This window comes from Streptomyces sp. MMG1533, assembly GCF_001279775.1.
Taxonomy (GTDB): Bacteria; Actinomycetota; Actinomycetes; order Streptomycetales; family Streptomycetaceae; genus Streptomyces.
Map to the genome: position 1 here is coordinate 128,415 of NZ_LGDG01000001.1, position 24,492 is coordinate 152,906.

The following is a 24,492-nucleotide window of genomic DNA, read 5'->3' on the forward strand; positions in this document are numbered from 1 at the left end:
TGCTCCTCATGCGGCGCTCCTCAGCGCGAGCAGGTCCGAGATGGCATGCACGGTGCGCAGGGTGGGCACCTCGACGCCGGTGATCTCCGCCAGCTCCACGACGGCCGCGAGCAGGACGTCGAGTTCGAGCGGCTTGCCGCGTTCCAGGTCCTGGAGCGTGGAGGTGCGATGGTCGCCGACCCGTTCGGCGCCCGCGAGGCGGCGCTCGATGGAGACACCGACCTTGCAGCCGAGGGCTTCGGCGACGGCGAGCGTCTCGGTCATCATGATCTCGATGACTTTGCGGGTGCCGCCGTGCAGGCACATCTGCCGCATGGTGGCGCGGGCCAGCGCGCTGATCGGGTTGAAGGAGATGTTGCCGAGCAGTTTGAGCCAGATGTCGTTGCGCAGGTCGGGCTCGATCGGGCACTTCAGCCCGCCGGCCTGCATCGCCTCGCTGAACGCCGTACAGCGTGCCGAGACGCTGCGGTCGGGCTCCCCGACGGAGAACCGGGTTCCTTCCAAGTGCCGTACGACGCCCGGCCCTTCGAGCTCGGTGGCCGCGTAGACCACGCAGCCGACGGCCCGTTCGGGTGCGAGCACCGCACTGACCGCGCCGTCCGGGTCCACGCTCTCGACGCGATGGCCGTCGTGCGGGCCGCCGTGCCGGTGGAAATACCACCAGGGGATGCCGTTCTGGGCGGCCACGACCGCCGTGGAGTCGTGCAGGAGAGGCTCGATCAGCGGCCCGCACGCCGCGTACGAGTTGGCCTTCAGGCCCAGGAAGACGAAGTCGACCGGGCCGACCTCGGCCGGGTCGTCGGTGGCGTGTGCGTGCGCGGTGAAGTCACCGCGCGGGCTGAGGACCCGCACACCGTGCTGCCTCATGGCCGCGAGATGCGGTCCACGGGCGACGAGGTGCACGTCGGCGCCCGCACGATGGAGCGCGGCGCCGACGTAGGCGCCGATTGCTCCGGCGCCGAGTACTGCGACTTTCATACGAGGGAGCTCCGTTCGGTCGAGGGTACCGAGGAACTGTCGAACGCTGTCGACGAAATATTGTCTACAGTATGGAGGTTGCGCCAGCAAGGGTTCGCGCAGCATGGGAAGCTGCTTCGAGAAACCGGTCGTAGGAGCCGTTCGGCGCGTACGGCATACCGTTCATCGCATACGGTCGACGCGCCGCCTTCTCAACTTCGCTGATTCTTCCTACCGTTCGGGATCATGAGTCCCCCAGTCGCACCCCCGGGTTGGAGCCGCTGGCTGGTTCCGCCCGCCGCTCTCTCGGTCCACCTCTCCATCGGGCAGGCCTACGCCTGGAGCGTGTTCAAGCCGCCTCTCGAGTCCGCGCTCGGCCTCAGCGGCACTCAGAGCGCGCTGCCCTTCCAGCTCGGCATCGTCATGCTCGGCCTGTCGGCCGCGTTCGGCGGCACCCTCGTGGAGCGCAACGGGCCGCGCTGGGCGATGACCGTCGCCCTGGTCTGCTTCTCGTCCGGTTTCCTGCTCGCTGCGCTCGGCGCGGCCACGGAGCAGTACTGGCTGATCGTCTTCGGCTACGGCTTCGTCGGCGGGATCGGCCTCGGCATCGGCTACATCTCGCCCGTCTCGACCCTGATCAAGTGGTTCCCGGACAGGCCGGGCATGGCCACCGGCATCGCCATCATGGGTTTCGGCGGCGGCGCGCTGATCGCCTCGCCCTGGTCGGCGCAGATGCTGGAGTCGTTCGGCAGCGACAGCTCCGGGATCGCGCTCGCGTTTCTCGTACACGGGCTTTCGTATGCAGTCTTCATGACCCTGGGTGTGCTGCTCGTGCGGGTCCCGCGCGGTGAGAAGCCCGCCCCCGACGGGCCGAGTGCCCTGACGGGACCGCAGGTCTCCGCCCGCGGGGCCGTGCGCACACCCCAGTTCTGGTGTCTGTGGGTCGTACTCTGCATGAACGTGACCGCGGGCATCGGCATCCTGGAGAAGGCCGCCCCGATGATCACGGACTTCTTCGCGGGCACCTCGACCCCGGTGTCGGTGTCGGCCGCCGCCGGCTTCGTCGCCCTGCTGTCCGCGGCCAACATGGCGGGCCGCATCGGCTGGTCGTCGACCTCCGACCTGATCGGCCGCAAGAACATCTACCGCGTCTACCTCGGCGTGGGTGCGGTGATGTACGCGCTGATCGCCCTGTTCGGCGACTCGTCGAAACCGCTGTTCATCCTCAGCGCGCTGGTGATCCTGTCCTTCTACGGCGGCGGGTTCGCGACCATCCCCGCATACCTCAAGGACCTCTTCGGCACCTACCAGGTCGGCGCGATCCACGGACGGCTGCTCACCGCCTGGTCCACGGCCGGTGTCCTCGGGCCGCTGATCGTGAACTGGATCGCCGACCGGCAGGAGGAGGCGGGCAAGCACGGGGCCTCGCTGTACGGTCTGTCGTTCGTCATCATGATCGGGCTGCTCGTCGTCGGCTTCGTCGCCAACGAACTCGTCCGGCCCGTCCATGCCCGTCACCACATCCCCGCCCCGAGGGAGGAGGCCGTCGATGTCCAGCGACAGCAGTCAGAGTCCGCCTAGCCGGCGAGGGCTCATCGCCTTCGCCTGGGTGTGGGTGGGGGCACCGCTCGCCTACGGGCTGTACGAACTCGTACAGAAGGCGACCCAGCTGTTCACCGGCTGACTGTTCGGAAAGTGTTCGGGCGTCCGAGGGTCTGACGGAAGCCGACAAGCAGGGCTCCGGTTTCCTGTGGCTTCACCTGCCGTCGTACCCGCGAGTCACTGATCAGACTGGTGAATCCCGCTACCTGAGGCAACGAGGGGGATTCGCCCATGAACGGCTCGCGCATCACCGGTGTCGGCCACTACCAGCCCGCCAGGGTACTCACCAACGAGGACCTGGCGGGCATGGTCGACACCAGCGACGAGTGGATCAGGAGTCGGGCGGGCATCCGCACCCGCCGCATCGCCGGGCCCGACGAGCCGGTCGACGAGCTGGCCGCGCATGCCGCCGCCAAGGCGCTCGCGGCGGCCGGCCTGACACCCGCCGACATCGACCTGGTGCTGGTGGCCACGTCGACCGCCGTCGACCGTTCGCCGAACATGGCCGCCCGGGTCGCGGCCCGGATCGGCATCCCCTCACCGGCCGCGATGGACGTCAACGTCGTCTGCGCCGGCTTCACCCACGCCCTCGCCACCGCCGACCACACCGTCCGGGCGGGCGCCGCGACCCGCGCCCTGGTCATCGGTGCCGACAAGATGTCCGAGGTCACCGACTGGACCGACCGCACCACCTGCGTGCTCGTCGGCGACGGTGCGGGCGCCGCGGTCGTCGAGGCGGCGGAGGCGGAGCCCGGTATCGGGCCGGTGCTGTGGGGTTCGGTGCCCGAGATGGGGCACGCGGTACGGATCGAGGGGCAGCCCGCGCGGTTCGCGCAGGAGGGACAGAGCGTCTACCGCTGGGCGACCACGCAGCTCCCGCCCATCGCCCGCCGGGCCTGCGAGCGCGCGGGCTTCGCCCCCGCGGACCTCGCCGCGGTCGTTCTGCACCAGGCGAACCTGCGCATCATCGAACCCCTCGCCGAGAAACTGGGTGCGGTCAACGCCGTGATCGCACGCGATGTCACCGAATCGGGTAACACGTCCGCCGCGAGCATTCCGCTGGCCTTCTCCAAGCTGGTGGAGCAGGGCGCCATCTCCACGGGGGATCCGGTGCTGCTCTTCGGCTTCGGCGGGAACCTGTCGTACGCCGGACAGGTCGTCCGCTGTCCCTGACGTGCCGTGACGCGCGGGTACAACGGAGTGTGACGAGGCCAACTCGCCGTTCCTCTGGCGACTGTGCACCGTAGACTGTAGACGAAAGACAATTGATACTGGTCTACGGCTGACACCGGCTTTTACGGCTGCTGTGCACGGCCCGCCGAGGAGGGGGACCGCGATGTTGTCGACAGGACTGCCGCAGGGAGCAGTGCCCAAGCTCGAACGGCCCGGCCCGCTGCGGGACCGCGTCTACGAGGCGCTGCTCGAACTCATCACCACCCGCGCCCTGCAGCCCGGCCAGCACCTCGTGGAGAGCGAACTCGCCGGCCACCTCGGGGTCTCCCGGCAGCCGGTGCGCGAGGCGCTGCAGCGGCTGAACACCGAGGGCTGGGTGGATCTGCGCCCCGCCCAGGGCGCGTTCGTGCACGAGCCGACCGAGGAGGAGGCCGACCAACTCCTCACCGTACGCACGCTGTTGGAGGCCGAGGCCGCCCGGTTGGCCGCCGCGAACTCGGACAAAGCCGGCATCGAGGCCCTGAACGAGATCCTGAAGCAGGGCAGGCTGGCGGTCGCCTCGGACGACGTGGACGCCGCCGTCGCCCTGAACGCCCGCTTCCACGGGAAGATCATGGAGCTGGCGGGCAACGCGGTCCTCGCCGAGCTCGCCGCGCAGGTCGACCGGCGGGTGCGCTGGTACTACACACCGGTCGCCCGGCAGCGAGGAAGTCAGTCCTGGGTCGAACACCAGGAGCTGATCGCAGCGATCGAAGACCGTGACGAACAGCGCGCCACCGATCTCATGCGGCAACACACCGAGCACACGCGCCGCTCGTACCACGCCCGCCAACGACCCTGACCCTCAAGGGGCTTGACCCTCAGAAGGCGTCCGCGTGCGTCCTCGCCCAGTCGGCGAAGGCACGCGGCGCCCGGCCGGTGACCTCCCGCACCGTCGGCAGGACCACCGACTCGTCCAGGGTGCCGTCGACGAAGAAGCCGAAGAACGCGTCGACGTACGGCGTCGGCATGCCGGCCGCCTCCAGCTCGACGCGTGCCTCCTCGTGCGAGAGCCCGACGGCGTGCAGGTCCCGGCCCAGCACCTCGCCGAGGATCCGGACCCGGTCGGGGCAACAGCGCCTCGGGGCCGGTCACTTCGAGGACCCGGCCGGCGAACTCCTCGGACAGCAGGCGCGAAGGGCGACCTGCGCGATGTCGTACGGATCGATGTCGGTGGTGTACGCGTCCGGGAACGGCACCCGCACCGTGCCGCCCTTGCGGATCTGGTCCGCGAGCTGCAGTGAGTTCGACATGAAACTCGTCGGCCGTACGAACGTCCACTCCATCCCCGACTCACGCACCGCGTTCTCCGCGTCCGTCAGATAGCCGACGACCGCGTTGCTCGTGTCGCCGATGCCCGCCGACAGGCCGGAGAGCAGGACCACCCGCCGGGCGCCCGCGGCCCGCGCGTCCGCCAGGACCTGCCGCTGCCCGCTGTAACCGGGCATCAGGAACAGGGCCGTCACGCCGTCCAGCGCATCTCGCACCGTCCCCGGCTCGTTCAGGTCGCCCGCCACCGCCTCCGCCCCCGGCGGCAGTCCGTCCGCCCGGCCCGCACGGCTCAGCGCCCGCACCGGCTTCCCGGCCTCGGCCAGCGCACGGACCAGTTCGGCACCCACGTTCCCCGTCGCACCCGTCACCAGCAACACCGGGTCCCGCTCTCCCCGCCCCGGGCCGCGCCGACCCGGTGTCGTGCCCATCCTGCGGTGCGGGCCCGGCCGGCACCAGGGCACCGGAACTCCCCCAATGGTCTTTGTCCTGTGAGTGGAGAAAGTTGGCAGCAATCTCTGCACAGCTTCTTCCCAGGTTCGGCAGCCGCTGCTACGTTCCCCTCGAAAGCCCGGCAACAGGTGGCCGATTGAGGCGGGGAGGGGCTCGTGAGACGCATGACGGCACGACCCGCGAATGCCCATCAGGCCCGCCTGCTCAAGCTGCTGCGGGACGACGGTCCCAACTCCCGTGCTCAGCTGGGGGATCAGGTCGATCTGTCGCGGTCCAAGCTGGCCGTGGAGGTCGACCGGCTGCTGGAGACCGGCCTGGTCGTGGCCGACGGACTCGCCGCCTCGCGCGGCGGTCGCCGCTCCCACAACATCAGGCTCGCCCCGGGCCTGCGGTTCCTCGGCGTAGACATCGGCGCGACCTCGGTCGACGTCGCCGTCACCAACGCCGAACTGGAGATCCTCGGCCACCTCAACCAGCCCATGGACGTCCGCGAGGGCCCGGTCGCGGTCTTCGAGCAAGTCCTGTCCATGACAGCGAAGTTGAAGGCCTCGGGACTCGCGGAGGGGTACGACGGCGCCGGCATCGGCGTCCCCGGCCCCGTCCGCTTCCCCGAGGGCGTCCCGGTGGCTCCGCCGATCATGCCGGGCTGGGACGGCTTCCCCGTCCGGGAGGCGCTCAGCCAGGAACTCGGCTGTCCGGTCATGGTCGACAACGACGTGAACCTGATGGCGATGGGGGAGATGCACGCGGGCGTCGCACGCTCCGTGGGCGACTTCCTGTGCGTCAAGATCGGCACAGGCATCGGCTGCGGCATCGTCGCCGGCGGTGACGTCCACCGCGGCGTGACAGGCAGCGCGGGCGACATCGGACACATCCAGGCCGTGCCCGACGGACGACCGTGCGCCTGCGGCAACCGGGGCTGCCTGGAAGCCCACTTCAGCGGGGCGGCCCTCGCCCGGGACGCCGTGGACGCGGCCCAGCAGGGCCTGTCGGCAGAACTCGCGACCCGCCTGGAGACGAACGGCGGCCTCACCGCCGTCGACGTCGCCGCCGCGGCCGCCGCGGGCGACGCCACCGCTCTCGACCTGATCCGCGAGGGCGGCGACCGCGTCGGCCAGGTCATCGCAGGCCTGGTCAGCTTCTTCAATCCAGGCCTGGTGGTGATCGGCGGCGGGGTGACCGGCCTCGGCCACACCCTGCTCGCCGCGATCCGCACCCAGGTCTACCGCCAGTCGTTGCCGCTCGCGACCGGCAACCTCCCCATCGTCCTGGGGGAGTTGGGCCCCACCGCCGGAGTCATCGGCGCGGCCCGCCTCATCAGCGACCACCTGTTCTCGCCCGCGTAGACACCGACTTCATACGGCACACCGGCTGTCGACGGCATACGGCACACCGTCGACCGCATACGGCACGTACATCGTCGACCCCATACAGCAGACCCGACGTCGACCGCATATCGCATCCGCACACGCGCGGTCGACCGAATACAGCACACCAGCACCGCGCCCTGCCCCGCCCTGCCCTGCCCTGCCCTGAATCCGGCCCGCACGCCTGCCAGGGGGACCCGCACATGGCACCACAACCCACGCTGCTCAGCATGTCCGGCATCACCAAGTCGTTCCCCGGAGTCCGGGCCCTCGACGGTGTCGACCTCGACGTCCAGGCCGGAGAGGTGCACTGTCTGCTCGGCCAGAACGGCGCCGGCAAGTCCACCCTCATCAAGGTCCTGGCCGGTGCCCACCAACCCGACACCGGCACCATCCGCTGGCGCGGCGAGGCCGTCACCCTCCGCTCGCCGATCGCCGCGATGCGCCTCGGCATCGCCACCATCTACCAGGAACTCGACCTGGTGGAACACCTGTCGGTGGCCGAGAACGTCCACCTCGGCCATGAACCCACGACGGCCGGTTTCGTCGTACGGGGCAAGGCGGCGCGAGCATCAACTGCCGCCTTGCTGCGCCGACTTGGGCATTCGGAGATCGATCCCGCCCGTCTGGTGGGGGAGTTGTCGGCCGCCCAGCAGCAGATCGTGTCCATGGCGCGGGCGCTCTCGCACGACGTACGGCTCATCGTGATGGACGAACCGTCCGCCGCCCTCGACCCGGACGAGGTCGACAACCTCTTCCGGATCGTCGGCGACCTCACCGCCGACGGCGTCGCGGTCGTCTACATCTCGCACCGGCTGGAGGAGATCCGCCGCATCGGCGACCGGGTGACCGTCCTCAAGGACGGACGGGCCGTCGCGGTCGGGCTGCCCGCGAAGACGACGCCGACCCGTGAGGTCGTCGCGCTGATGACCGGGCGCAATGTCGAGTACGTGTTTCCCGAGCGGCCCTCGCAGGCGCCTGGCGGCGCCCCGGTCCTGGAGGTCCAGGGCCTGTCCCGCGACGGCGAGTTCGAACCCCTCGACCTGAGCATCCGTCCCGGCGAGATCGTCGGCCTCGCCGGACTCGTCGGCTCGGGCCGCTCCGAGATCCTGGAGACGATCTACGGAGCCCGGAAGGCCAGCGCCGGGCACGTCAGCGTCGGCGGACGCCCGCTGCGACCCGGCAGCGTCCGTGCCGCCGTCCGCGCCGGCCTCGGACTCGCCCCGGAGGAACGCAAGGCGCAGGCTCTGCTGATGCTGGAGTCGGTCACCCGTAATGTCTCCGTCTCCTCCATGTCCCGCTTCTCACGCGCGGGCTGGATCGACCGGGGCGCCGAACTGGGGGCCGCGCGGGCAGCGACCCGCGAGCTGTCGCTGCGGCCCGACAACCCGAACGTGCCGATCCGCACCCTGTCCGGCGGCAATCAGCAGAAGGCCGTCCTGGCCCGTTGGCTGCTGCGCGGCTGCCGGGTGCTGCTGCTCGACGAACCGACCCGCGGGGTCGACGTCGGCGCCCGCGCCGAACTGTATGCAGTCGTCCGTCGACTGGCTGATGAAGGCCTCGCCGTGCTGCTGGTCTCCAGCGAGGTCCCCGAGGTGCTCGGCCTCGCCGATCGTGTCCTGGTGCTGCGCGAGGGCCGCGTCGTCCACGCGGCGCCCGCCCGCGACCTCGACGAACACCGCGTACTCGACCTCGTCATGGAAGGAAGCCCCGCGTCATGACGCAGCCCGTCTCCCCGCCCAGGGACAGCGCCGACAAGGTGCCGTCGACGAATGAAGCCCCGGCATGGCGTTCCCTGGTGTTCCGCGCCGACGTGCGCACCCTGTCCCTCCTCGGCGTGCTCGCCGCGCTGATCGTCATCGGCGGCATCACCAAGCCGGACGAGTTCCTCGACACCCGCAACCTCCAACTCGTCCTCACCCAGGCCTCGGTGATCGGTGTCGTCACCGTCGGGATGACCTTCGTCATCACCTCCGGCGGCATCGACCTGTCCGTCGGCGCCATCGTCGCGCTCGCCTCGGTGTGGGCGACCACGGTCGCCACGCAGGAGTACGGCTTCGCGGGCATCCTCTTCACCGCGGTGCTCGTCGGCGTCGGCTGCGGCCTCGTCAACGGGCTGCTCATCGCGTACGGCGGGATGGTCCCCTTCATCGCCACCCTCGCCATGCTGGCCTCCGCGCGCGGTCTCGCCCTGCAGATCACCGACGGCCGCACGCAGATCGTCACCGTCGACGGCATCCTCGACCTCGGTGAACGCGACTCCTACGTGCTCGGCGTCCCGCCACTGGTGATGGTGTTCGCGGTCGTGACGATCATCGGCTGGCTGGTGCTGAACCGGACCACCTTCGGACGCCGCACGGTCGCCGTCGGTGGCAACGCGGAGGCGGCCCGGCTCGCCGGCATCGACGTACGCCGCCAGCGGCTGTACCTCTACCTGCTGTCCGGACTGTGCTGCGGCATCGCCGCCTTCCTGCTGATCATCCTGTCCGGCTCCGGCCAGAACACCAACGGCAACCTCTACGAACTCGACGCCATCGCGGCCGCCATCATCGGCGGCACCCTGCTCAGCGGGGGCCGCGGCACCATCACCGGCTCCGTACTCGGCGTCCTGATCTTCACCACGATCACCAACATCTTCGCCCTGAACAACCTGCAGAGCGACGTCCAGCAGATCGCCAAGGGCGCGATCATCGTCGCCGCCGTGCTGGTCCAGCGCCGTACCGCGAGCACGACCTGAGGAAAGGGTTCACCGCCATGCCAGAGCCGACTTATCCGAGCCGCTTCACCAGTCGCAGAGGACTGCTCTTCGGGACCGCCGCAGTCTCGGCCGGCGCCCTCCTTGCCGGTTGCACCAGCAACGACTCCAGTGACGACGAGCCGGCCGCGAACGACCAGCCGGCCGCCGAGGACAAGCCCGGGAAGCAGGTCACCATCGGCTTCGCCGGCCCGCAGGCCGACCACGGCTGGCTCAACGCCATCAACGACAACGCCAAGAACCGCGCGAAGAAGTACTCCGACGTCACCCTGGAGATCACCGAGGGCTCGAACGACACCGCCCAGCAGATCGGGCAGATCGAGACCCTCATCAACAAGAAGGTCGACGTCCTGGTCGTCCTGCCCGCCGACGGCAAGGCGCTCACCCAGGTCGGACTCAAGGCGATGCGCGCGGGCATCCCGGTCGTCAACCTCGACCGGATCTTCAACACCCCGCAGGCGTACCGCTGTTGGATCGGTGGCGACAACTACGGCATGGGCCTCAACGCCGGCCACTACATCGGCGAGAAGCTCAAGGGGAAGTCCGGCGCCAAGGTCATCGAACTGGCCGGTCTCGACAACCTGGAGCTCACCAAGCAGCGCACCCAGGGCTTCGACGACGCGCTCAAGAACTATCCCGACATCAGGAAGGTGGCCCGCCAGGCCGCCGACTTCACGGTCGAGTCCGGGCAGGCCAAGATGGCCCAACTCCTGCAGGCCCAGCCGAAGTTCGACGCGTTGTGGAATCACGACGACGACCAGGGCGTGGGAGCGCTGCGCGCCATCGAGCAGGCCGGGCGCGACGACTTCCTGATGGTCGGCGGCGCGGGCGCCCTGTCCGCCTTCCAGGCCATCAAGCAGGACAACGGCGTCCTGAAGGCGACCGTCCTCTACCCGCCGACCATGGCCGCCTCCGCGATCGACCTCGCCCGCGCCCTCGGCCAGACCAAGGGGGTGAGCGGTCTTGCCGAGTACGAGATCCCCGCGTCGATCACGCTCTACTCGGCTGTTGTGGACAAGGGCAACGTCGACCAGTACATGTCCACCGGCTTCAAGTGAGGTGTCCCGCCGAAGGGGCCCGGTTCGTCGACGGTCCGGGCTGCACCCCCCACCGCGCCACCACGACGAGGAGGACATCGCGTATGGCACAGCCGCAGCAGTCAGCAGGGGCGGAGGCGAAGGGGCCGGTCATGGCCGGGGCCAGGAGTCCGGAGAGGGCCGAAGCCGAGAACACGAAGACGGCCGGGTCGCGGAGCCCGGCCGGTGCCGGGAAGCCGTCGCTGCGCGTCGGCATGATCGGTTACGCCTTCATGGGCGCCGCCCACTCCCAGGGCTGGCGCACCGCGGGCCGCGTCTTCGACCTGCCCCGCACCCCGGTCCTGGCCGCGATCTGCGGGCGGGACGCGGCGGCCGTCAGCGCGGCGGCCGACCGGCACGGCTGGGCGTCCGCCGAGACCGACTGGCGTGCCCTGATCGCGCGGGACGACATCGATCTCGTCGACATCTGCACCCCCGGCGACAGCCACGCCGAGATCGCCCTCGCCGCCCTCGCCGCCGGCAAGCACGTGCTGTGTGAGAAGCCCCTCGCGAACACCGTCGAGGAGGCCGAGGCAATGACGCAGGCGGCCGAAACGGCATATCGGCAAGGCAAGTTGGCGATGGTCGGCTTCAACTACCGCCGGGTGCCCGCCACCTCCCTGGCCCGGTCGATGGTCGCCGACGGCCGCCTCGGAACCCTGCGGCACGTGCGGGTGACGTACCTTCAGGACTGGCTGGTGGACCCGCAGTTCCCGCTGACCTGGCGGCTGCGCAGGGAACTGGCCGGCTCGGGCTCGCTCGGCGACCTGGGCGCGCACATCGTCGACCTCGCCCAGTACCTGGCGGGGGAGCCCCTGGCCGGCGTCTCCGCGCTCACCGAGACGTTCGTACGCGAACGTCCGCTGCCCGGCGGCCCCAGCAGCGGCCTCACCGCGACCTCCGCCGCCGGCACCGGCCAGGTCACCGTCGACGACGCCGCCCTGTTCACCGGCCGCTTCACCTCCGGTGCCCTCGCCTCTTTCGAGGCCACCCGGTACGCCACCGGCCGCAAGAACGCCCTGCGCATCGAACTCAACGGCGAACTCGGCTCGCTCGCCTTCGACTTGGAGCGCCTCAACGAACTCGCGTATCACGACGGTACGGAGCCCGGAGCGCACGCCGGCTTCCGCCGCATCCTCGTCACCGAACCCGACCACCCCTACCTGGAAGCCTGGTGGCCGCCGGGCCACGGCCTCGGCTACGAGCACACCTTCGTCCACCAGGCCCGCGACCTGGTCCACGCGATCGCCGAGGGCCGCCGACCCGAACCCTCCTTCGCCGACGGGCTCCAGGTGCAGCGCGTCCTGGCCGCGGTGGAGGAGAGCGCCGAGAAGAACTCCGTCTACACGCCCATAGCGGCCTGAGGAGGCCCCGCGACATGCCGCGCACCTTCACGCTCTTCACCGGCCAGTGGGCCGACCTGCCGCTCGAAGAGGTCTGCCGCCTGGCCCGCGACTTCGGCTACGACGGGCTCGAACTCGCCTGCTGGGGCGACCACTTCGAGGTCGACAAGGCTCTCGCCGACCCCTCGTACCTCGACTCGCGCCACCAGCTCCTCGACAAGTACGGCCTCAAGTGTTGGGCCATCTCCAACCACCTGGTCGGTCAGGCGGTCTGCGACGCCATCATCGACGAACGGCACCAGGCGATCCTGCCCGCCCGGATCTGGGGCGACGGCGACGCGGAGGGTGTACGCCGGCGGGCCGCCGCCGAGATCGCCGACACCGCCCGCGCCGCGGCCGCCTTCGGCGTCGACACCGTCATAGGGTTCACCGGCTCCTCGATCTGGCACCTCGTCGCCATGTTCCCGCCCGCGCCGGAGTCGATGATCGAGCGCGGCTACGAGGACTTCGCCGAACGGTGGAATCCGATCCTCGACGTCTTCGACGCGGAGGGCGTGCGGTTCGCGCACGAGGTTCACCCCAGCGAGATTGCATACGATTACTGGACGACTGTATGCGCGCTGGATGCAGTCGACCGTCGACCGGCTTTCGGCCTCAACTTCGACCCGAGCCACTTCGTGTGGCAGGACCTCGACCCGGTCGGCTTCCTGTGGGACTTCCGCGACCGCATCTACCACGTCGACTGCAAAGAGGCCCGCAAGCGGCTGGACGGCCGCAACGGCCGCCTCGGCTCCCACCTGCCCTGGGGCGACCCGCGCCGCGGCTGGGACTTCGTCTCCGCGGGCCACGGCGACGTCCCCTGGGAGGACGTCTTCCGGATGCTGCGATCCATCGACTACCGGGGGCCCATCTCCGTGGAGTGGGAGGACGCCGGTATGGACCGGCTGCAGGGCGCCCCCGAGGCCCTGGTCCGCCTCAAGGCGTACGACTTCGAGCCGCCGTCGGCCTCCTTCGACGCGGCGTTCGGCGGCAACGAGTAGAGCAACAGTGTTGCCCCTTCAGTGAGTTCCGGGATGACGGCGCATCCCGGCGAACCGCACCCGCACGTTCAACCGGCCCCATTCTGGAGGCACCCGTGCACGGGAACGACCGCACCACCGGCACCGACAGAAACGAGACCCACAGACGACGCCTGCCGTTCCACAAGGCAGTCGCCCTGCTCGGCGGCGCGCTGCTCGCGGGCGCGTCCCTCACCCTCACCGCACCGCAGGCCGGCGCAGCCGTCGCCGACCCGGGAGCCGCACCCGCCGTCCCGGCCGCCTCCGCTGCCGAGGACTTCCAGCAGGTCACCCTCGCCAAGGGTGAGCCGGAGGTCGGCGAGCCCATGTCGCTCGCCGTTCTCCCCGACCGCTCCGTCCTGCACACCTCGCGCGACGGCGAACTGCGCCTCACCGACGCGTCGGGCAACACCCGGCTGGCGGGCAAGCTCGACGTCTACTCCCACGACGAAGAAGGCCTCCAAGGCATCGGCGTGGACCCGGACTTCACGAACAACCGCTTCATCTACCTCTACTACGCGCCCCCGTTGGACACCCCCGCGGGCGACGCCCCCGAGACCGGCACCGCCGCCGACTTCGCGCCCTTCGACGGCGTCAACCGCCTCTCCCGGTTCGTTCTGAACACCGACGGCACCCTCGACGCCGCCAGTGAGAAGAAGATCCTCGACGTACCGGCCTCACGCGGCCTGTGCTGCCATGTCGGCGGCGACATCGACTTCGACGCGGCGGGCCACCTGTACCTGTCGACCGGCGACGACACCAACCCGTTCCAGTCGGACGGCTTCACCCCCATCGACGAACGGGACGGCCGCAACCCCGCCTTCGACGCCCGGCGTTCGGCCGGCAACACCAACGACCTGCGGGGCAAGATCCTGCGCATCAAGGTGAACGCCGACGGCTCGTACGCGATCCCCGACGGCAACCTCTTCGCGCCCGGCACGGACAAGACGCGGCCCGAGATCTACGCGATGGGCTTCCGCAACCCGTTCCGCTTCAGCGTCGACAAGGAGACCGGGATCCTCTACGTCGGCGACTACGGCCCCGACGCCGGCGCCGCCGACCCCGCTCGCGGACCGGCCGGCCAGGTGGAGTTCGCTCGGGTCACCGGTCCCGGGAACTTCGGATGGCCGTTCTGCACGGGCGACAATGACCCGTATATCGCATACGACTTCGCGACCGGTGTATCCGGTGCACCGTTCGACTGCAGCGCCCCGAAGAACACCTCGCGGCACAACACCGGCCTCACCGACCTGCCGCCCGCCCAGCCGGCCTGGATCCCGTACGACGGCGGGTCCGTGCCCGAGTTCGGCAGCGGCTCCGAGTCCCCGATGGGTGGCCCGGTCTACCACTACGACGCCTCGCTCGACTCGCCGGTGAAGTTCCCCGAGGCCTACGACGGCGACTTCTTCGCCGGGGAGTTCGGACGCCGCTGGATCAAGCGGATCGTCAGCGACGGCAACGGCAACGGCACCGTCCAGTCGATCAACGACGTGCCGTGGACCGGCACCCAGATCATGGACATGGCTTTCGGTCCCGACGGGGCGCTGTACGTCCTCGACTACGGCACGGCCTGGTTCGGCGGCGACGAGCACTCGGCCCTGTACCGCATCGAGAACGCCACCGACGGCCACTCCCCGGTCGCGCAGGCCGCGGCGAACCGCACCTCGGGGCAGGCGCCGCTGAGGGTGAGCTTCTCCTCCGCGGGCACCACCGACCAGGACGGTGACTCCGTCACGTACAGCTGGGACTTCGGGGACGGCGGCAAGTCGACGGCGGCCGCCCCGACGCACACGTACCGGAAGAACGGCACGTACACCGCGACGCTGACTGCCAGGGACCCGAGCGGCCGCACCGGCAGCGCGAGTGTGCAGATCGTCGTGGGCAACACCGCACCGAAGGTGACACTCGAACTCCCGCGTGACGGGCAGCTGTTCAGCTTCGGCGACGCGATCCCGTTCAAGGTGCGGGTCACCGATCCCGAGGACGGCAGGAGCATCGACTGCTCGAAGGTCGAAGTCACCTTCATCCTCGGCCACGACACCCACGGCCACCCGGTGACCTCGGCGAACGGCTGCACCGGCACCATCCAGACCAGCGCCGACGGCGGCCACGACGACGACGCGAACATCTTCGGCGTGTTCGACGCCGAGTACACCGACGGCGGTGGCGGCGGCCAGGCCCCGCTCACCACCCACGACCAGAACGTGGTCCAGCCCAAGCACCGCCAGGCCGAGCACTTCGGCACCTCCTCCGGTATCACCGTCATGGAGAAAGACACCGCGCACGGTGGGAGGACGGTCGGGGACGTGAACAACGGCGACTGGATCGCCTTCACGCCGTACGCCCTCGGCAACGCACAGAAGATCACTGCACGGGTCTCCTCGGGCGGCACGGGCGGCACGCTCGAGATCCGCGCCGGATCCGTGAAGGGCACGCTGCTCGGGAAGGCGACCGTGCCGGTGACCGGCGGCTGGGACACCTTCCAGGACGTCAGCGCCGACCTGTCCCGAGCCCCGCGAGACACGACCACCCTGTACCTGGTCTTCAAGGGCAGCGGATCCGGAGCCCTGTACGACGTGGACGACTTCACCTTCATCACCGGCTGAGAGGAGATGACGATGATGCGCTCAACTGGGCGTCTGAGCACGGCGGTTGTGGGTACGGTGCTACTCCTCGGCTGCGTCTCGGAACCGGCCGCCTCGCACCCCGCCGACGACAAACGGGTGCTCGTCTTCTCCAAGACGGCCGGTTTCCGGCACGACTCGATCCCGGACGGTGTCGCCGCCGTCGAACAGCTCGGTGAGACAGCCGGCTTCGGCGTCGACGCGACGGAGGATCCGGGCACCTTCACGGCGCGCAACCTGCGACGGTACGACGCGGTCGTGTTCCTGTCGACGACCGGAGACGTCCTCGACGACACCCAACAGGCGGCCTTCGAGGGCTACATCCGGCACGGCGGCGGCTACGTCGGCGTTCACGCCGCCGCCGACACCGAGTACGACTGGGAGTTCTACGGCGGCCTCGCCGGCGCGTACTTCCAGTCACACCCGGCGATCCAGGCCGCGACCGTCAACGTCGAGGACCGCGCCCATCCGGCGACCTCGGGCCTTCCGAAGACCTGGGAGCGCACCGACGAGTGGTACAACTACCGCTCGAACCCTCGGGAACGGGCCCACGTCCTCGCCTCGCTCGACGAGTCGTCGTACACCGGCGGCACCATGCAGGGCGACCATCCGATCGCCTGGTGCCAGACCTACCAGGGCGGCCGCGCCTTCTACACGGGCGGCGGTCACACGAAGGAGTCGTACGCGGATCCGGTATTCCGTGGACACCTGGTCGGCGGAATCCGGTATGCAATAGGCGATGTCCAGGCGGACTGTCGACCGGAGACCGGATACCGTCCGCTCTTCGACGGCAGCTCGCTGGACGGCTGGCAGCAGGCCGGACCGGGCTCCTTCACCCCGGACGACGACGGCACGATCACCTCGTCGGGCGGGATGGGCATGCTCTGGTACGCCGACCGGGCCTTCGGGTCGTACTCGCTGAAACTCGACTGGAAGATGGCAAGCGAGTCCGGCGACGACAACTCCGGTGTGTTCGTGGGCTTCCCGCCCTCGGACGACCCGTGGTCGGCAGTGAACAACGGCTACGAGATCCAGATCGACGCCACCGACGTGCCGGAGAAGACCACCGGGTCCGTCTACGGCTTCCGGTCCGCCGACGTGAAGAAGCGCGACCGTGCGCTGAACCCGCCGGGGGAGTGGAACACCTACGAGATCCGGGTGGAGGGCGAACGCCTCCGCGTCTGGCTCAACGGCGTGAAGATCAACGATTTCACCAACACCGATCCGGCCCGGAGTCTCACGGACGGCCACGTCGGCATCCAGAACCACGGAGCCGACGACCGGGTGTCCTTCCGTGACATCCGGATCAAGGAACTGCCCGCGAAGTCCTCGGCACGGACGGCTTCGCAGGGCGACTGAGCGGCGGCGGGCGGGGGACGCCGGACTCCCGCCCGCCGTCTTTTCCCCACTCGGAGTGTGTACGACCGCCAGCTATTCCTTCGCCCCCGGGTGTTCCTACGACCGCCAGGTGTTCCTACGGCCCCAGGTGGTCGTACGGCCTCCGGGTGGTCGTACGGCGCCAGGTGGCTGTACAGCCGGTGTTCGTACGACGTGTTCGACAAGGAGGCTGCCCATGTCCGCGTCCGTTTCCACACCGCGCGTCGGTGTATGGCTGATCGGGGCGCGTGGTTCCGTCGCCACCACCGTCGTGGCGGGCTGCGCCGCCGTGAGCGCGGGCCTGCACCCGCCGACCGGACTGGTCACCGAGACGCCCGTGTTCGCCGACAGCGGCCTGCCGGCCCTGATGAACCTCGTCTTCGGCGGCCACGACACTCTGGACTGCCCTCTGCCCAAACGGGCTGAGGCACTGGTGGACGGCGGTGTCCTGCCGTACGGCCTCCCGGCGGCGATCGGGGCCGAACTGGCCGCCGCCGAGCGGGAGATCAGGCCCGGCGGCCCGATCTCGGGAGACACCCGGAGCGAGGGCGAGCTGATCGCCGCCTTCGCCGCGGACCTACGGGACTTCGTACGGCGGCGAGGCCTGGACCGGGCAGTCGTGGTGAACCTCGCCTCCACGGAACCGGCGGCAACCGGCAGCGAGCTGCCTGCCAGCTCCCTCTACGCGGCGGCAGCCCTGCGCGCGGGCTGCCCGTATGTGAACTTCACCCCGTCGACCGGCCTGCACCACCGGGCGCTGGCGCCGCTCGCCGAGTCCTCGGGGCTGCCGTACGCCGGACGGGACGGCAAGACCGGACAGACGTTGCTCCGCTCGGCGCTGGGTCCGATGTTCAGGCAGCGGGCGCTCGCCGTACGGGCCTGGTCCGGCACCAATCTGCTGGGCGGTGGCGACGGCGCCTCCCTCGCCGACCCGGCGGCCGCGGCGGCGAAGAACGCGGGCAAGGAACGGGTCCTCACCGACACCCTCGGCATGGCCCCCGAGGGCGAGGTCCACATCGACGACGTCCCCGTACTCGGTGACTGGAAGACCGCCTGGGACCACATCGCCTTCGACGGCTTCCTCGGCGCCCGCATGATCCTCCAGACCACCTGGCAGGGCTGCGACTCGGCTCTGGCCGCCCCTCTGGTCCTCGATCTGGCCCGCCTGGTCGCCCGCGCCCACGAGCGAGGCCTGTCCGGCCCGCTGACCGAGTTGGGCTTCTACTTCAAGGACCCGGTGGGGGAGGGGCCGTCGGCGCTGGGGGAGCAGTACGCGGCGCTGGTGGGGTTCGGGGAGCGGTTGCGGGCAGGGGAAGCGCGATGAACGGCCTTGCGGCGAGAGCGGCCTGGGCCGAACTGCTCCGTCTCCCCGCCTTGTTCACGGTCCCGGGCGACGCCCTCGCCGGTGCCGCCGCGGCCACCGTGCGCCCGGACTCCCGCACCCTGCTCGCCGTCTGCTCCTCCCTCTGTCTGTACGAGGCGGGCATGGCCCTCAACGACTGGGCCGACCGGCACGAGGACGCCGAGGAACGCCCGCACCGCCCTCTCCCCTCCGGCCGCATCCGCCCCACCGCCGCCCTCACGGCGGCCTGTGCCCTCACCGGCGTCGGCCTCTCCCTGGCCGCTCGCGCCGGCCGCACCACCCTGGGCGTCGCGACCACCTTGGCGGCGACCGTCTGGGCGTACGACCTCGCCCTGAAGCGCACACCGGCAGGCCCTGTCGCGATGGCGGCGGCCCGCGGTCTGGACCTGCTGCTCGGAGCCACGGCCACGTCGCACACGAGGGGGCTCAGGGATGAGGGGACGGCGTCCGCCAAGGGCATCGCGAGCGGCATCCGCCGCGCCCTTCCGTCAGCAGCCCTCCTCGGCGCGCACACGCTCACGGTCACGACCGTCTCGCGCCGGGAAACCCGGGGCGGCACACCCCTGGTCCCCGTGACGGCCCTGGCCACCACCGCCGCACTGACCGGGCTCCTGACACGTACGTCCGTGCGGCCGGGCGTTCCCGCGTCCCGGTCCGTCGTGGCCCTGCGCACCGCGCTCGCCGCCGCCTACGCCACGACCGCCGCCCGCCCCTACTTCCACGCCGCCCTCAACCCGTCACCAGCGCTCACCCAACGTGCCGTCAGCGGCGGCATCCGGGCCACGATCCCGCTCCAGGCCGCCCTGACGGCCCGCTCCGGCGCGCCCGTCACCGCGCTGCTCACGGCGGCCCTGGCCCCGCTTGCCGGGAAGCTCGCGAGGAAGGTGAGCGTCACATGAACCCCGAGGTCCTCCGCCCCGTGACCGGCGAGGCCAGAGCCAAAGCCGCGGTCGGCGACGCCCGCCCGTACACCCCGGCAGCCACCGCCCACCGTGCCCCGGCCCACCCCCTCCGCTTCGGCTACGGCACCAACGGCCTCGCCGATCTCCGCCTCGACGACGCCCTCGCTCTCCTCGCCGACCTCGGCTACGACGGCGTCGGTCTGACTCTCGACCACATGCACCTCGACCCGTTCGCCCCCGACCTCGCCGCCCGGACCCGCCACCTCGCGCGCCGACTGGACGCGCTCGGACTGACGGTCACCGTGGAGACCGGTGCCCGCTATGTACTCGACCCCCGGCGCAAACACGGCCCCTCCCTGCTGGACCCCGATCCGGACGATCGTGCCCGACGTGTCGACCTGCTGATTCGAGCGGTCCGCGTGGCCGCGGACCTCGGTGCCCACGCCGTTCACTGCTTCAGCGGGATCACTCCGGAAGGGACGGGGACGGGCACGGGCACGGACACGGTCTGGAAGCGTCTCGCCGAGACGCTCACCCCCGTCCTGGACGCCGCCGCCGACGCAGGCGTCCCTCTGGCCGCCGAACCCGAACCCGGTCACCTCCTCGCCACCCTCGCGGACTTCCACCGACTCCGCCGTACCCTCGGCGACCCGGAGCACCTCGGCCTGACCCTCGACATCGGCCACTGCCAGTGCCTGGAGCCCTGGTCTCCCGCCGAGTGCGTACGCGCCGCCGCCCCCTGGCTGCGCCACGTCCAGATCGAGGACATGCGTCGCGGCATCCATGAACACCTCCCTCTCGGAGACGGGGACATCGACTTCCCGCCGGTGCTCGCCGCCCTGTCCGCCGCCGGCTACCAGGGCCTGACCGTCGTCGAACTGCCCCGCCACTCCCACGCCGGCCCCCACTTCGCCGAACAGTCCCTCCCGTTCCTCCTTCACGCGGCGGCGCCCTCACAAGGGAGCACCTCATGACCCACACCCACGCCGACCCGGCGGCAGGCATACAGGGCGCCACCCTTGCCCGCACCCCGCTGCCCGACCTGCACCGCCGCATCGCCGCCCACCTCGGTGGAGCGGCCCGAGCCTGGCTCGACCAGGCCCTTGACGAGGCCGCCGCCCATCCCGGCATGCACGGGCCCATCTCCGTGTGGGAGTTGCGGCTCGCCGAGGCCGGGCGCCGCTGCGGCTCCGCGTACGCCGATGCCGTGCGCGTCCTCATCCTGCACGCGGCCCGCGCCGACACGGACGCCCTCAGCCGCGTCTACCTCCAGGGCACCGCTGCCGAACGCCGAGCCGTCCTGTACGCCCTGCCCCACCTGGTGCCCGGTCCGGCCGCCCTCCCGCTCGTCGAGGACGCCCTGCGCACCAATGACACGCGCCTGCTCGCCGCCGCGGTGGGCCCGTACGCCGCCCGGCACCTGCCTGCCCACCCATGGCGCCACGCCGTCCTGAAGTGCCTCTTCACCGGTGTGCCCATCGACGCGGTGGCCGACCTGGACCGCCGTGCCGACGCCGACGCGGAACTCGCCCGCATGCTCGGCGACTACGCCACCGAACGCACCTCCGCGGGCCGTCCCGTGCCCGAAGACCTGTACCGCGTCCTGACCCTGACCGACCCCACGGCCGCCCCGTCCGCAGTGAAGGGCAACCCAGGCGGCGACGGCGAGGAGTTCTGATGCGCATCTTCGACCCCCACATCCACATGACGTCCCGCACCACCGACGACTACGAGGCCATGCGCGCCGCCGGCGTCCGTGCTGTCGTCGAGCCGTCCTTCTGGCTCGGACAGCCCCGCACCTCACCCGCCTCCTTCCTCGACTACTTCGACTCCCTACTGGGCTGGGAACCCTTCCGCGCCGCCCAGTACGGCATCGCCCACCACTGCACGCTCGCCCTCAACCCCAAGGAGGCGAACGATCCGCGCTGCGTCCCCGTGCTCGACGAACTGCCCCGCTATCTCGTCAAGGACCAGGTCGTGGCCGTCGGCGAGATCGGCTACGACTCGATGACCCCCGCCGAGGACACCGCTCTCGCCGCACAGCTCCAGCTCGCCGCCGACCACGAACTGCCCGCCCTCGTCCACACCCCGCACCGCGACAAACTCGCCGGCCTGCGCCGCACTCTCGACGTCGTCAGGGAGTCCGCGCTGTCCCCCGAGCGGGTCCTGGTCGACCACCTCAACGAGACCACCGTCAAAGAGGCCAAGGACAGCGGCTGTTGGCTGGGATTCTCCGTCTATCCGGACACCAAGATGGACGAGGAGCGGATGGTCGCGACCCTCCGTGCGTACGGCCCCGACCGGGTGCTGGTGAACTCCGCCGCCGACTGGGGCCGCAGCGATCCGCTCAAGACCCGCAGGGTCGGCGACCTGATGCTGGCCGAGGGCTTCACCGAGGACGACGTCGACCGGGTGCTGTGGCGCAACCCCGTCGCCTTCTACGGCCTCAGCGGCCGTCTGAACCTGGACGTCACCCCGCCCGACGTCACCCACGAGGGCAACTCCGTGCTGCGCGGCGGGGAGTGAGCGATGCGCTTCCGCCATCCCGACGGCTCCACCGTCCACCTCGCCTACTGCACCAACGTCCACCCCGCCGAAACCCTCGACGGTGTCCTCGCCCAGCTCCGGGACCACTGCGAGCCCGTCCGGCGGCGCCTCGGCCGTGACCGCCTCGGCATCGGCCTGTGGCTCGCCAAGGACGCCGCCCACGCCCTCGTCACCGACCCGTCCGCCCTGCGCGCGCTGCGCACCGAACTCGACCGGCGCGGTCTCGAGGTCGTCACCCTCAACGGTTTCCCCTACGAGGGCTTCGGCGCCGAAGAGGTCAAGTACCGCGTGTACCGGCCGGACTGGACCGACCCCGCCCGCCTCGACCACACCACCGCCCTGGCCCGTCTCCTCGCCGGCCTCCTCCCCGACGACGTCACCGAGGGCAGCATCTCCACCCTGCCCCTCGCCTGGCGCACCGCTCTGCCGCAAACCGCCGGCTCCGCCGGAGCGGACGGTACGTCCACGGCATCGCGCGCCGAGACGGCCCGCACCTCTCTGATCACCCTCGCCCAACGACTCGACGCCCTGGCCGAGTTGACCGGCCGTTCCATCCGCGTCGGCCTCGAACCCGAACCCGGCTGCATCGTCGAGACCACCGCCGACGCCATCGCCCCGCTCACCGCGATCGGCCACGAACGCATCGGCATCTGCGTCGACACCTGCCACCTCGCCACCTCCTTCGAAGACCCGCACACCGCCCTGGACGCACTCACCCGCGCCGGCATCCCCGTCGTCAAGACCCAGCTCTCAGCCGCCCTGCACGCCGAACAGCCCCATCTCCCCGAGGTCCGCGAGGCCTTGGCAGCGTTCGACGAACCCCGCTTCCTGCACCAGACCCGCACTGCCACCTCCTCCGGTCTCCGCGGCACCGACGACCTGGGCGAGGCCCTCAAGGGCGGCGCTCTTTCCGACGCCGCCCCCTGGCGCGCCCACTTCCACGTCCCGCTGCATGCGGCACCGGCCGCGCCCCTCACCTCCACGCTCCCCGTCCTGAAGGCCGCCCTGACCCGGCTCGTCGGCGGCCCGCACCCGCTCACCCGCCACCTCGAGGTCGAGACCTACACCTGGCAGGCGCTCCCGCCCGAGCTGCGGCCCCGCGCCCGCGCCCAGCTCGCCGACGGCATCGCCGCCGAACTCACCCTCGCCCGCGATGTGCTGACCGACCTCGGCCTGAAGGAGCTCCCATGAGCACCCACCGGACCACTCGGGGCCCGACCCCCCTCCTCGTCCTCGACGTCGTCGGCCTCACCCCCCGCCTCCTGCACCACATGCCCCACCTCAAGGCGCTCTCCCAGGCCGGCTCCCGCGCTCCGCTCGGCACCGTCCTGCCCGCCGTCACCTGCGCCGCCCAGTCCACGTTCCTGACCGGCACCCACCCCTGCGAGCACGGCATCGTCGGCAACGGCTGGTACTTCCGCGAACTCGGCGACGTACTCCTGTGGCGGCAGCACAACGGCCTGGTCGCCGGAGACAAACTCTGGGACGCCGCCCGTCGCACGCACCCCGGCTACACGGTCGCCAACATCTGCTGGTGGTACGCCATGGGCGCCGACACCGACATCACTGTCACCCCCCGTCCCATCTACTACGCCGACGGCCGCAAGGAACCCGACTGCTACACGCGGCCCGCCGACCTCCACGACGAACTCACCGAGAAATTCGGCACCTTCCCCCTCTTCCACTTCTGGGGACCAGGAGCGGACCTGGTCTCCAGCCGCTGGATCATCGACGCGACCCGGCACGTCATCCGCACCCGCCGACCCGATCTGACGCTCTGCTACCTCCCGCATCTCGACTACGACCTGCAGCGGTTCGGTCCCGACGACCCGCGCTCCCGCAAGGCCGCCGCCGACCTCGACGCGGCACTGGCTCCGCTCCTGGAGGAGGCCCGCGCCGAGGGCCGTACCGTCGTCGCCCTGTCCGAGTACGGCATCACCCGCGTGGACCGGCCCGTCGACATCAACCGCGCCCTGCGCCGCGCCCATCTGTTGGAGGTGCACACGCAGGACGGCATGGAGTACCTCGACCCGATGGCCTCCCGTGCCTTCGCCGTCGCCGACCACCAGATCGCGCACATCTACGTCCGCCGGCCGGAAGACCTCGACGCGACCCGGGCCGCCCTCGACGGCCTGGCCGGCATCGAGCAACTCCTGGACGACGAGGGCAAGAAGGCCCACCACCTCGACCATCCGAGATCCGGCGAACTCGTCGCCGTCGCGGAGCCGGACGCCTGGTTCACGTACTACTACTGGCTCGACGACGCCCGCGCGCCCGACTTCGCGCGACTCGTAGAGATCCACCGCAAACCCGGCTACGACCCGGTCGAACTCTTCATGGATCCGCTCGACCCCTATGTGAAGGTGAAGGCGGCCACGGCACTGGCCCGCAAGAAGCTCGGCATGCGTTACCGCATGGCGGTCGTGCCGTTGGATCCCTCACCTATTCGCGGCAGCCACGGCCGCCTCCCCGAGAGCGACGACGACGGTCCGCTCTTCATCTGCTCCACCCCCCGCGCTGTCGGCGACCGCGTCGCGGCCACCGACGTGAAAGCACTGCTGCTCCAACTGGCCGGTCTCGGCTGATC

General features: G+C 70.6%; 22 protein-coding genes. 19 read left to right on the top strand and 3 right to left on the bottom strand.

The window, feature by feature from the left end:
• Positions 1–6: 6 nt before the first annotated feature.
• Complete coding sequence (locus tag ADK57_RS00595; RefSeq protein WP_053747289.1) at positions 7–978, bottom strand: 2-dehydropantoate 2-reductase; 972 nt, start codon at positions 976–978, stop codon at positions 7–9.
• Between the two features lie 225 nt (positions 979–1,203).
• Here ADK57_RS00595 and ADK57_RS00600 point away from each other — a divergent pair, with 225 nt between their 5' ends.
• The 4 genes from ADK57_RS00600 to ADK57_RS00610 all read left to right on the top strand — a co-directional run bounded on the left by ADK57_RS00600 (position 1,204) and on the right by ADK57_RS00610 (position 4,573).
• Positions 1,204–2,538 carry an OFA family MFS transporter gene (locus ADK57_RS00600; protein ID WP_053747290.1) on the top strand — a complete coding sequence of 445 codons (1,335 nt, stop codon included), beginning with the start codon at positions 1,204–1,206 and terminating at the stop codon, positions 2,536–2,538.
• Positions 2,507–2,641: an MFS transporter small subunit gene (locus tag ADK57_RS51905; RefSeq protein ID WP_266450115.1), complete on the top strand. Its 135-nt coding sequence runs from the start codon at positions 2,507–2,509 to the stop codon at positions 2,639–2,641. The genes ADK57_RS00600 and ADK57_RS51905 overlap by 32 nt, the downstream gene beginning before the upstream one ends.
• A gap of 149 nt (positions 2,642–2,790) precedes the next feature.
• Entirely contained in the window at positions 2,791–3,732 is a 942-nt protein-coding gene (locus tag ADK57_RS00605) for a beta-ketoacyl-ACP synthase III (RefSeq protein ID WP_053747291.1), read from the top strand.
• Positions 3,733–3,895: 163 nt separating this feature from the next.
• Positions 3,896–4,573, top strand: a complete 678-nt coding sequence (locus tag ADK57_RS00610) for a GntR family transcriptional regulator (protein WP_053747292.1) — start codon at positions 3,896–3,898, stop codon at positions 4,571–4,573.
• A gap of 19 nt (positions 4,574–4,592) precedes the next feature.
• Here ADK57_RS00610 and ADK57_RS50765 read toward each other — a convergent pair whose 3' ends face one another.
• On the bottom strand, positions 4,593–4,814 hold the full coding sequence (locus ADK57_RS50765; protein ID WP_234389886.1) for a hypothetical protein: 222 nt from the start codon (positions 4,812–4,814) through the stop codon (positions 4,593–4,595).
• Positions 4,815–4,862: 48 nt separating this feature from the next.
• Positions 4,863–5,420 (bottom strand): SDR family oxidoreductase, encoded by a 558-nt coding sequence (locus ADK57_RS00615; RefSeq protein ID WP_234389887.1) that lies wholly within the window; start codon positions 5,418–5,420, stop codon positions 4,863–4,865.
• Positions 5,421–5,657: 237 nt separating this feature from the next.
• Between ADK57_RS00615 and ADK57_RS00620 the strand changes: the two genes are divergently transcribed.
• From ADK57_RS00620 to ADK57_RS00690, 15 genes are all read left to right on the top strand, one after another.
• Positions 5,658–6,839: an ROK family transcriptional regulator gene (locus ADK57_RS00620; protein ID WP_053747293.1), complete on the top strand. Its 1,182-nt coding sequence runs from the start codon at positions 5,658–5,660 to the stop codon at positions 6,837–6,839.
• A 224-nt stretch (positions 6,840–7,063) separates the two neighbouring features.
• On the top strand, positions 7,064–8,581 hold the full coding sequence (locus tag ADK57_RS00625; protein WP_053747294.1) for a sugar ABC transporter ATP-binding protein: 1,518 nt from the start codon (positions 7,064–7,066) through the stop codon (positions 8,579–8,581).
• The gene (locus ADK57_RS00630) at positions 8,578–9,597 is read left to right on the top strand and encodes an ABC transporter permease (RefSeq protein WP_053747295.1); all 1,020 of its coding nucleotides are present in this window, start codon (positions 8,578–8,580) and stop codon (positions 9,595–9,597) included. Before ADK57_RS00625 ends, ADK57_RS00630 begins: the two co-directional genes overlap by 4 nt.
• A gap of 17 nt (positions 9,598–9,614) precedes the next feature.
• On the top strand, positions 9,615–10,673 hold the full coding sequence (locus ADK57_RS00635; RefSeq protein WP_053747296.1) for a substrate-binding domain-containing protein: 1,059 nt from the start codon (positions 9,615–9,617) through the stop codon (positions 10,671–10,673).
• A gap of 233 nt (positions 10,674–10,906) precedes the next feature.
• Positions 10,907–12,055 carry a Gfo/Idh/MocA family protein gene (locus tag ADK57_RS00640; RefSeq protein ID WP_420711829.1) on the top strand — a complete coding sequence of 383 codons (1,149 nt, stop codon included), beginning with the start codon at positions 10,907–10,909 and terminating at the stop codon, positions 12,053–12,055.
• A gap of 14 nt (positions 12,056–12,069) precedes the next feature.
• The gene (locus tag ADK57_RS00645) at positions 12,070–13,074 is read left to right on the top strand and encodes a sugar phosphate isomerase/epimerase family protein (protein WP_053747298.1); all 1,005 of its coding nucleotides are present in this window, start codon (positions 12,070–12,072) and stop codon (positions 13,072–13,074) included.
• Positions 13,075–13,169: 95 nt separating this feature from the next.
• The gene (locus tag ADK57_RS00650; RefSeq protein ID WP_053747299.1) at positions 13,170–15,698 is read left to right on the top strand and encodes a PQQ-dependent sugar dehydrogenase; all 2,529 of its coding nucleotides are present in this window, start codon (positions 13,170–13,172) and stop codon (positions 15,696–15,698) included.
• Positions 15,699–15,713: 15 nt separating this feature from the next.
• Positions 15,714–17,075, top strand: coding sequence for a ThuA domain-containing protein (locus ADK57_RS00655; protein WP_053747441.1), 1,362 nt, complete (start codon positions 15,714–15,716; stop codon positions 17,073–17,075).
• A gap of 214 nt (positions 17,076–17,289) precedes the next feature.
• Entirely contained in the window at positions 17,290–18,417 is a 1,128-nt protein-coding gene (locus ADK57_RS00660; RefSeq protein WP_053747300.1) for an inositol-3-phosphate synthase, read from the top strand.
• Entirely contained in the window at positions 18,414–19,355 is a 942-nt protein-coding gene (locus ADK57_RS00665) for an SCO3242 family prenyltransferase (protein ID WP_053747301.1), read from the top strand. The genes ADK57_RS00660 and ADK57_RS00665 overlap by 4 nt, the downstream gene beginning before the upstream one ends.
• Entirely contained in the window at positions 19,352–20,332 is a 981-nt protein-coding gene (locus ADK57_RS00670; RefSeq protein ID WP_053747302.1) for a sugar phosphate isomerase/epimerase family protein, read from the top strand. The genes ADK57_RS00665 and ADK57_RS00670 overlap by 4 nt, the downstream gene beginning before the upstream one ends.
• The gene (locus ADK57_RS00675; RefSeq protein ID WP_053747303.1) at positions 20,329–21,036 is read left to right on the top strand and encodes an EboA domain-containing protein; all 708 of its coding nucleotides are present in this window, start codon (positions 20,329–20,331) and stop codon (positions 21,034–21,036) included. The genes ADK57_RS00670 and ADK57_RS00675 overlap by 4 nt, the downstream gene beginning before the upstream one ends.
• Positions 21,036–21,884 carry a TatD family hydrolase gene (locus ADK57_RS00680; RefSeq protein ID WP_053747304.1) on the top strand — a complete coding sequence of 283 codons (849 nt, stop codon included), beginning with the start codon at positions 21,036–21,038 and terminating at the stop codon, positions 21,882–21,884. The genes ADK57_RS00675 and ADK57_RS00680 overlap by 1 nt, the downstream gene beginning before the upstream one ends.
• Before the next feature lie 3 nt (positions 21,885–21,887).
• Positions 21,888–23,096: a metabolite traffic protein EboE gene (gene eboE, locus ADK57_RS00685; protein WP_053747305.1), complete on the top strand. Its 1,209-nt coding sequence runs from the start codon at positions 21,888–21,890 to the stop codon at positions 23,094–23,096.
• On the top strand, positions 23,093–24,490 hold the full coding sequence (locus ADK57_RS00690; RefSeq protein ID WP_053747306.1) for a nucleotide pyrophosphatase/phosphodiesterase family protein: 1,398 nt from the start codon (positions 23,093–23,095) through the stop codon (positions 24,488–24,490). Before eboE ends, ADK57_RS00690 begins: the two co-directional genes overlap by 4 nt.
• Positions 24,491–24,492: the final 2 nt, after the last annotated feature.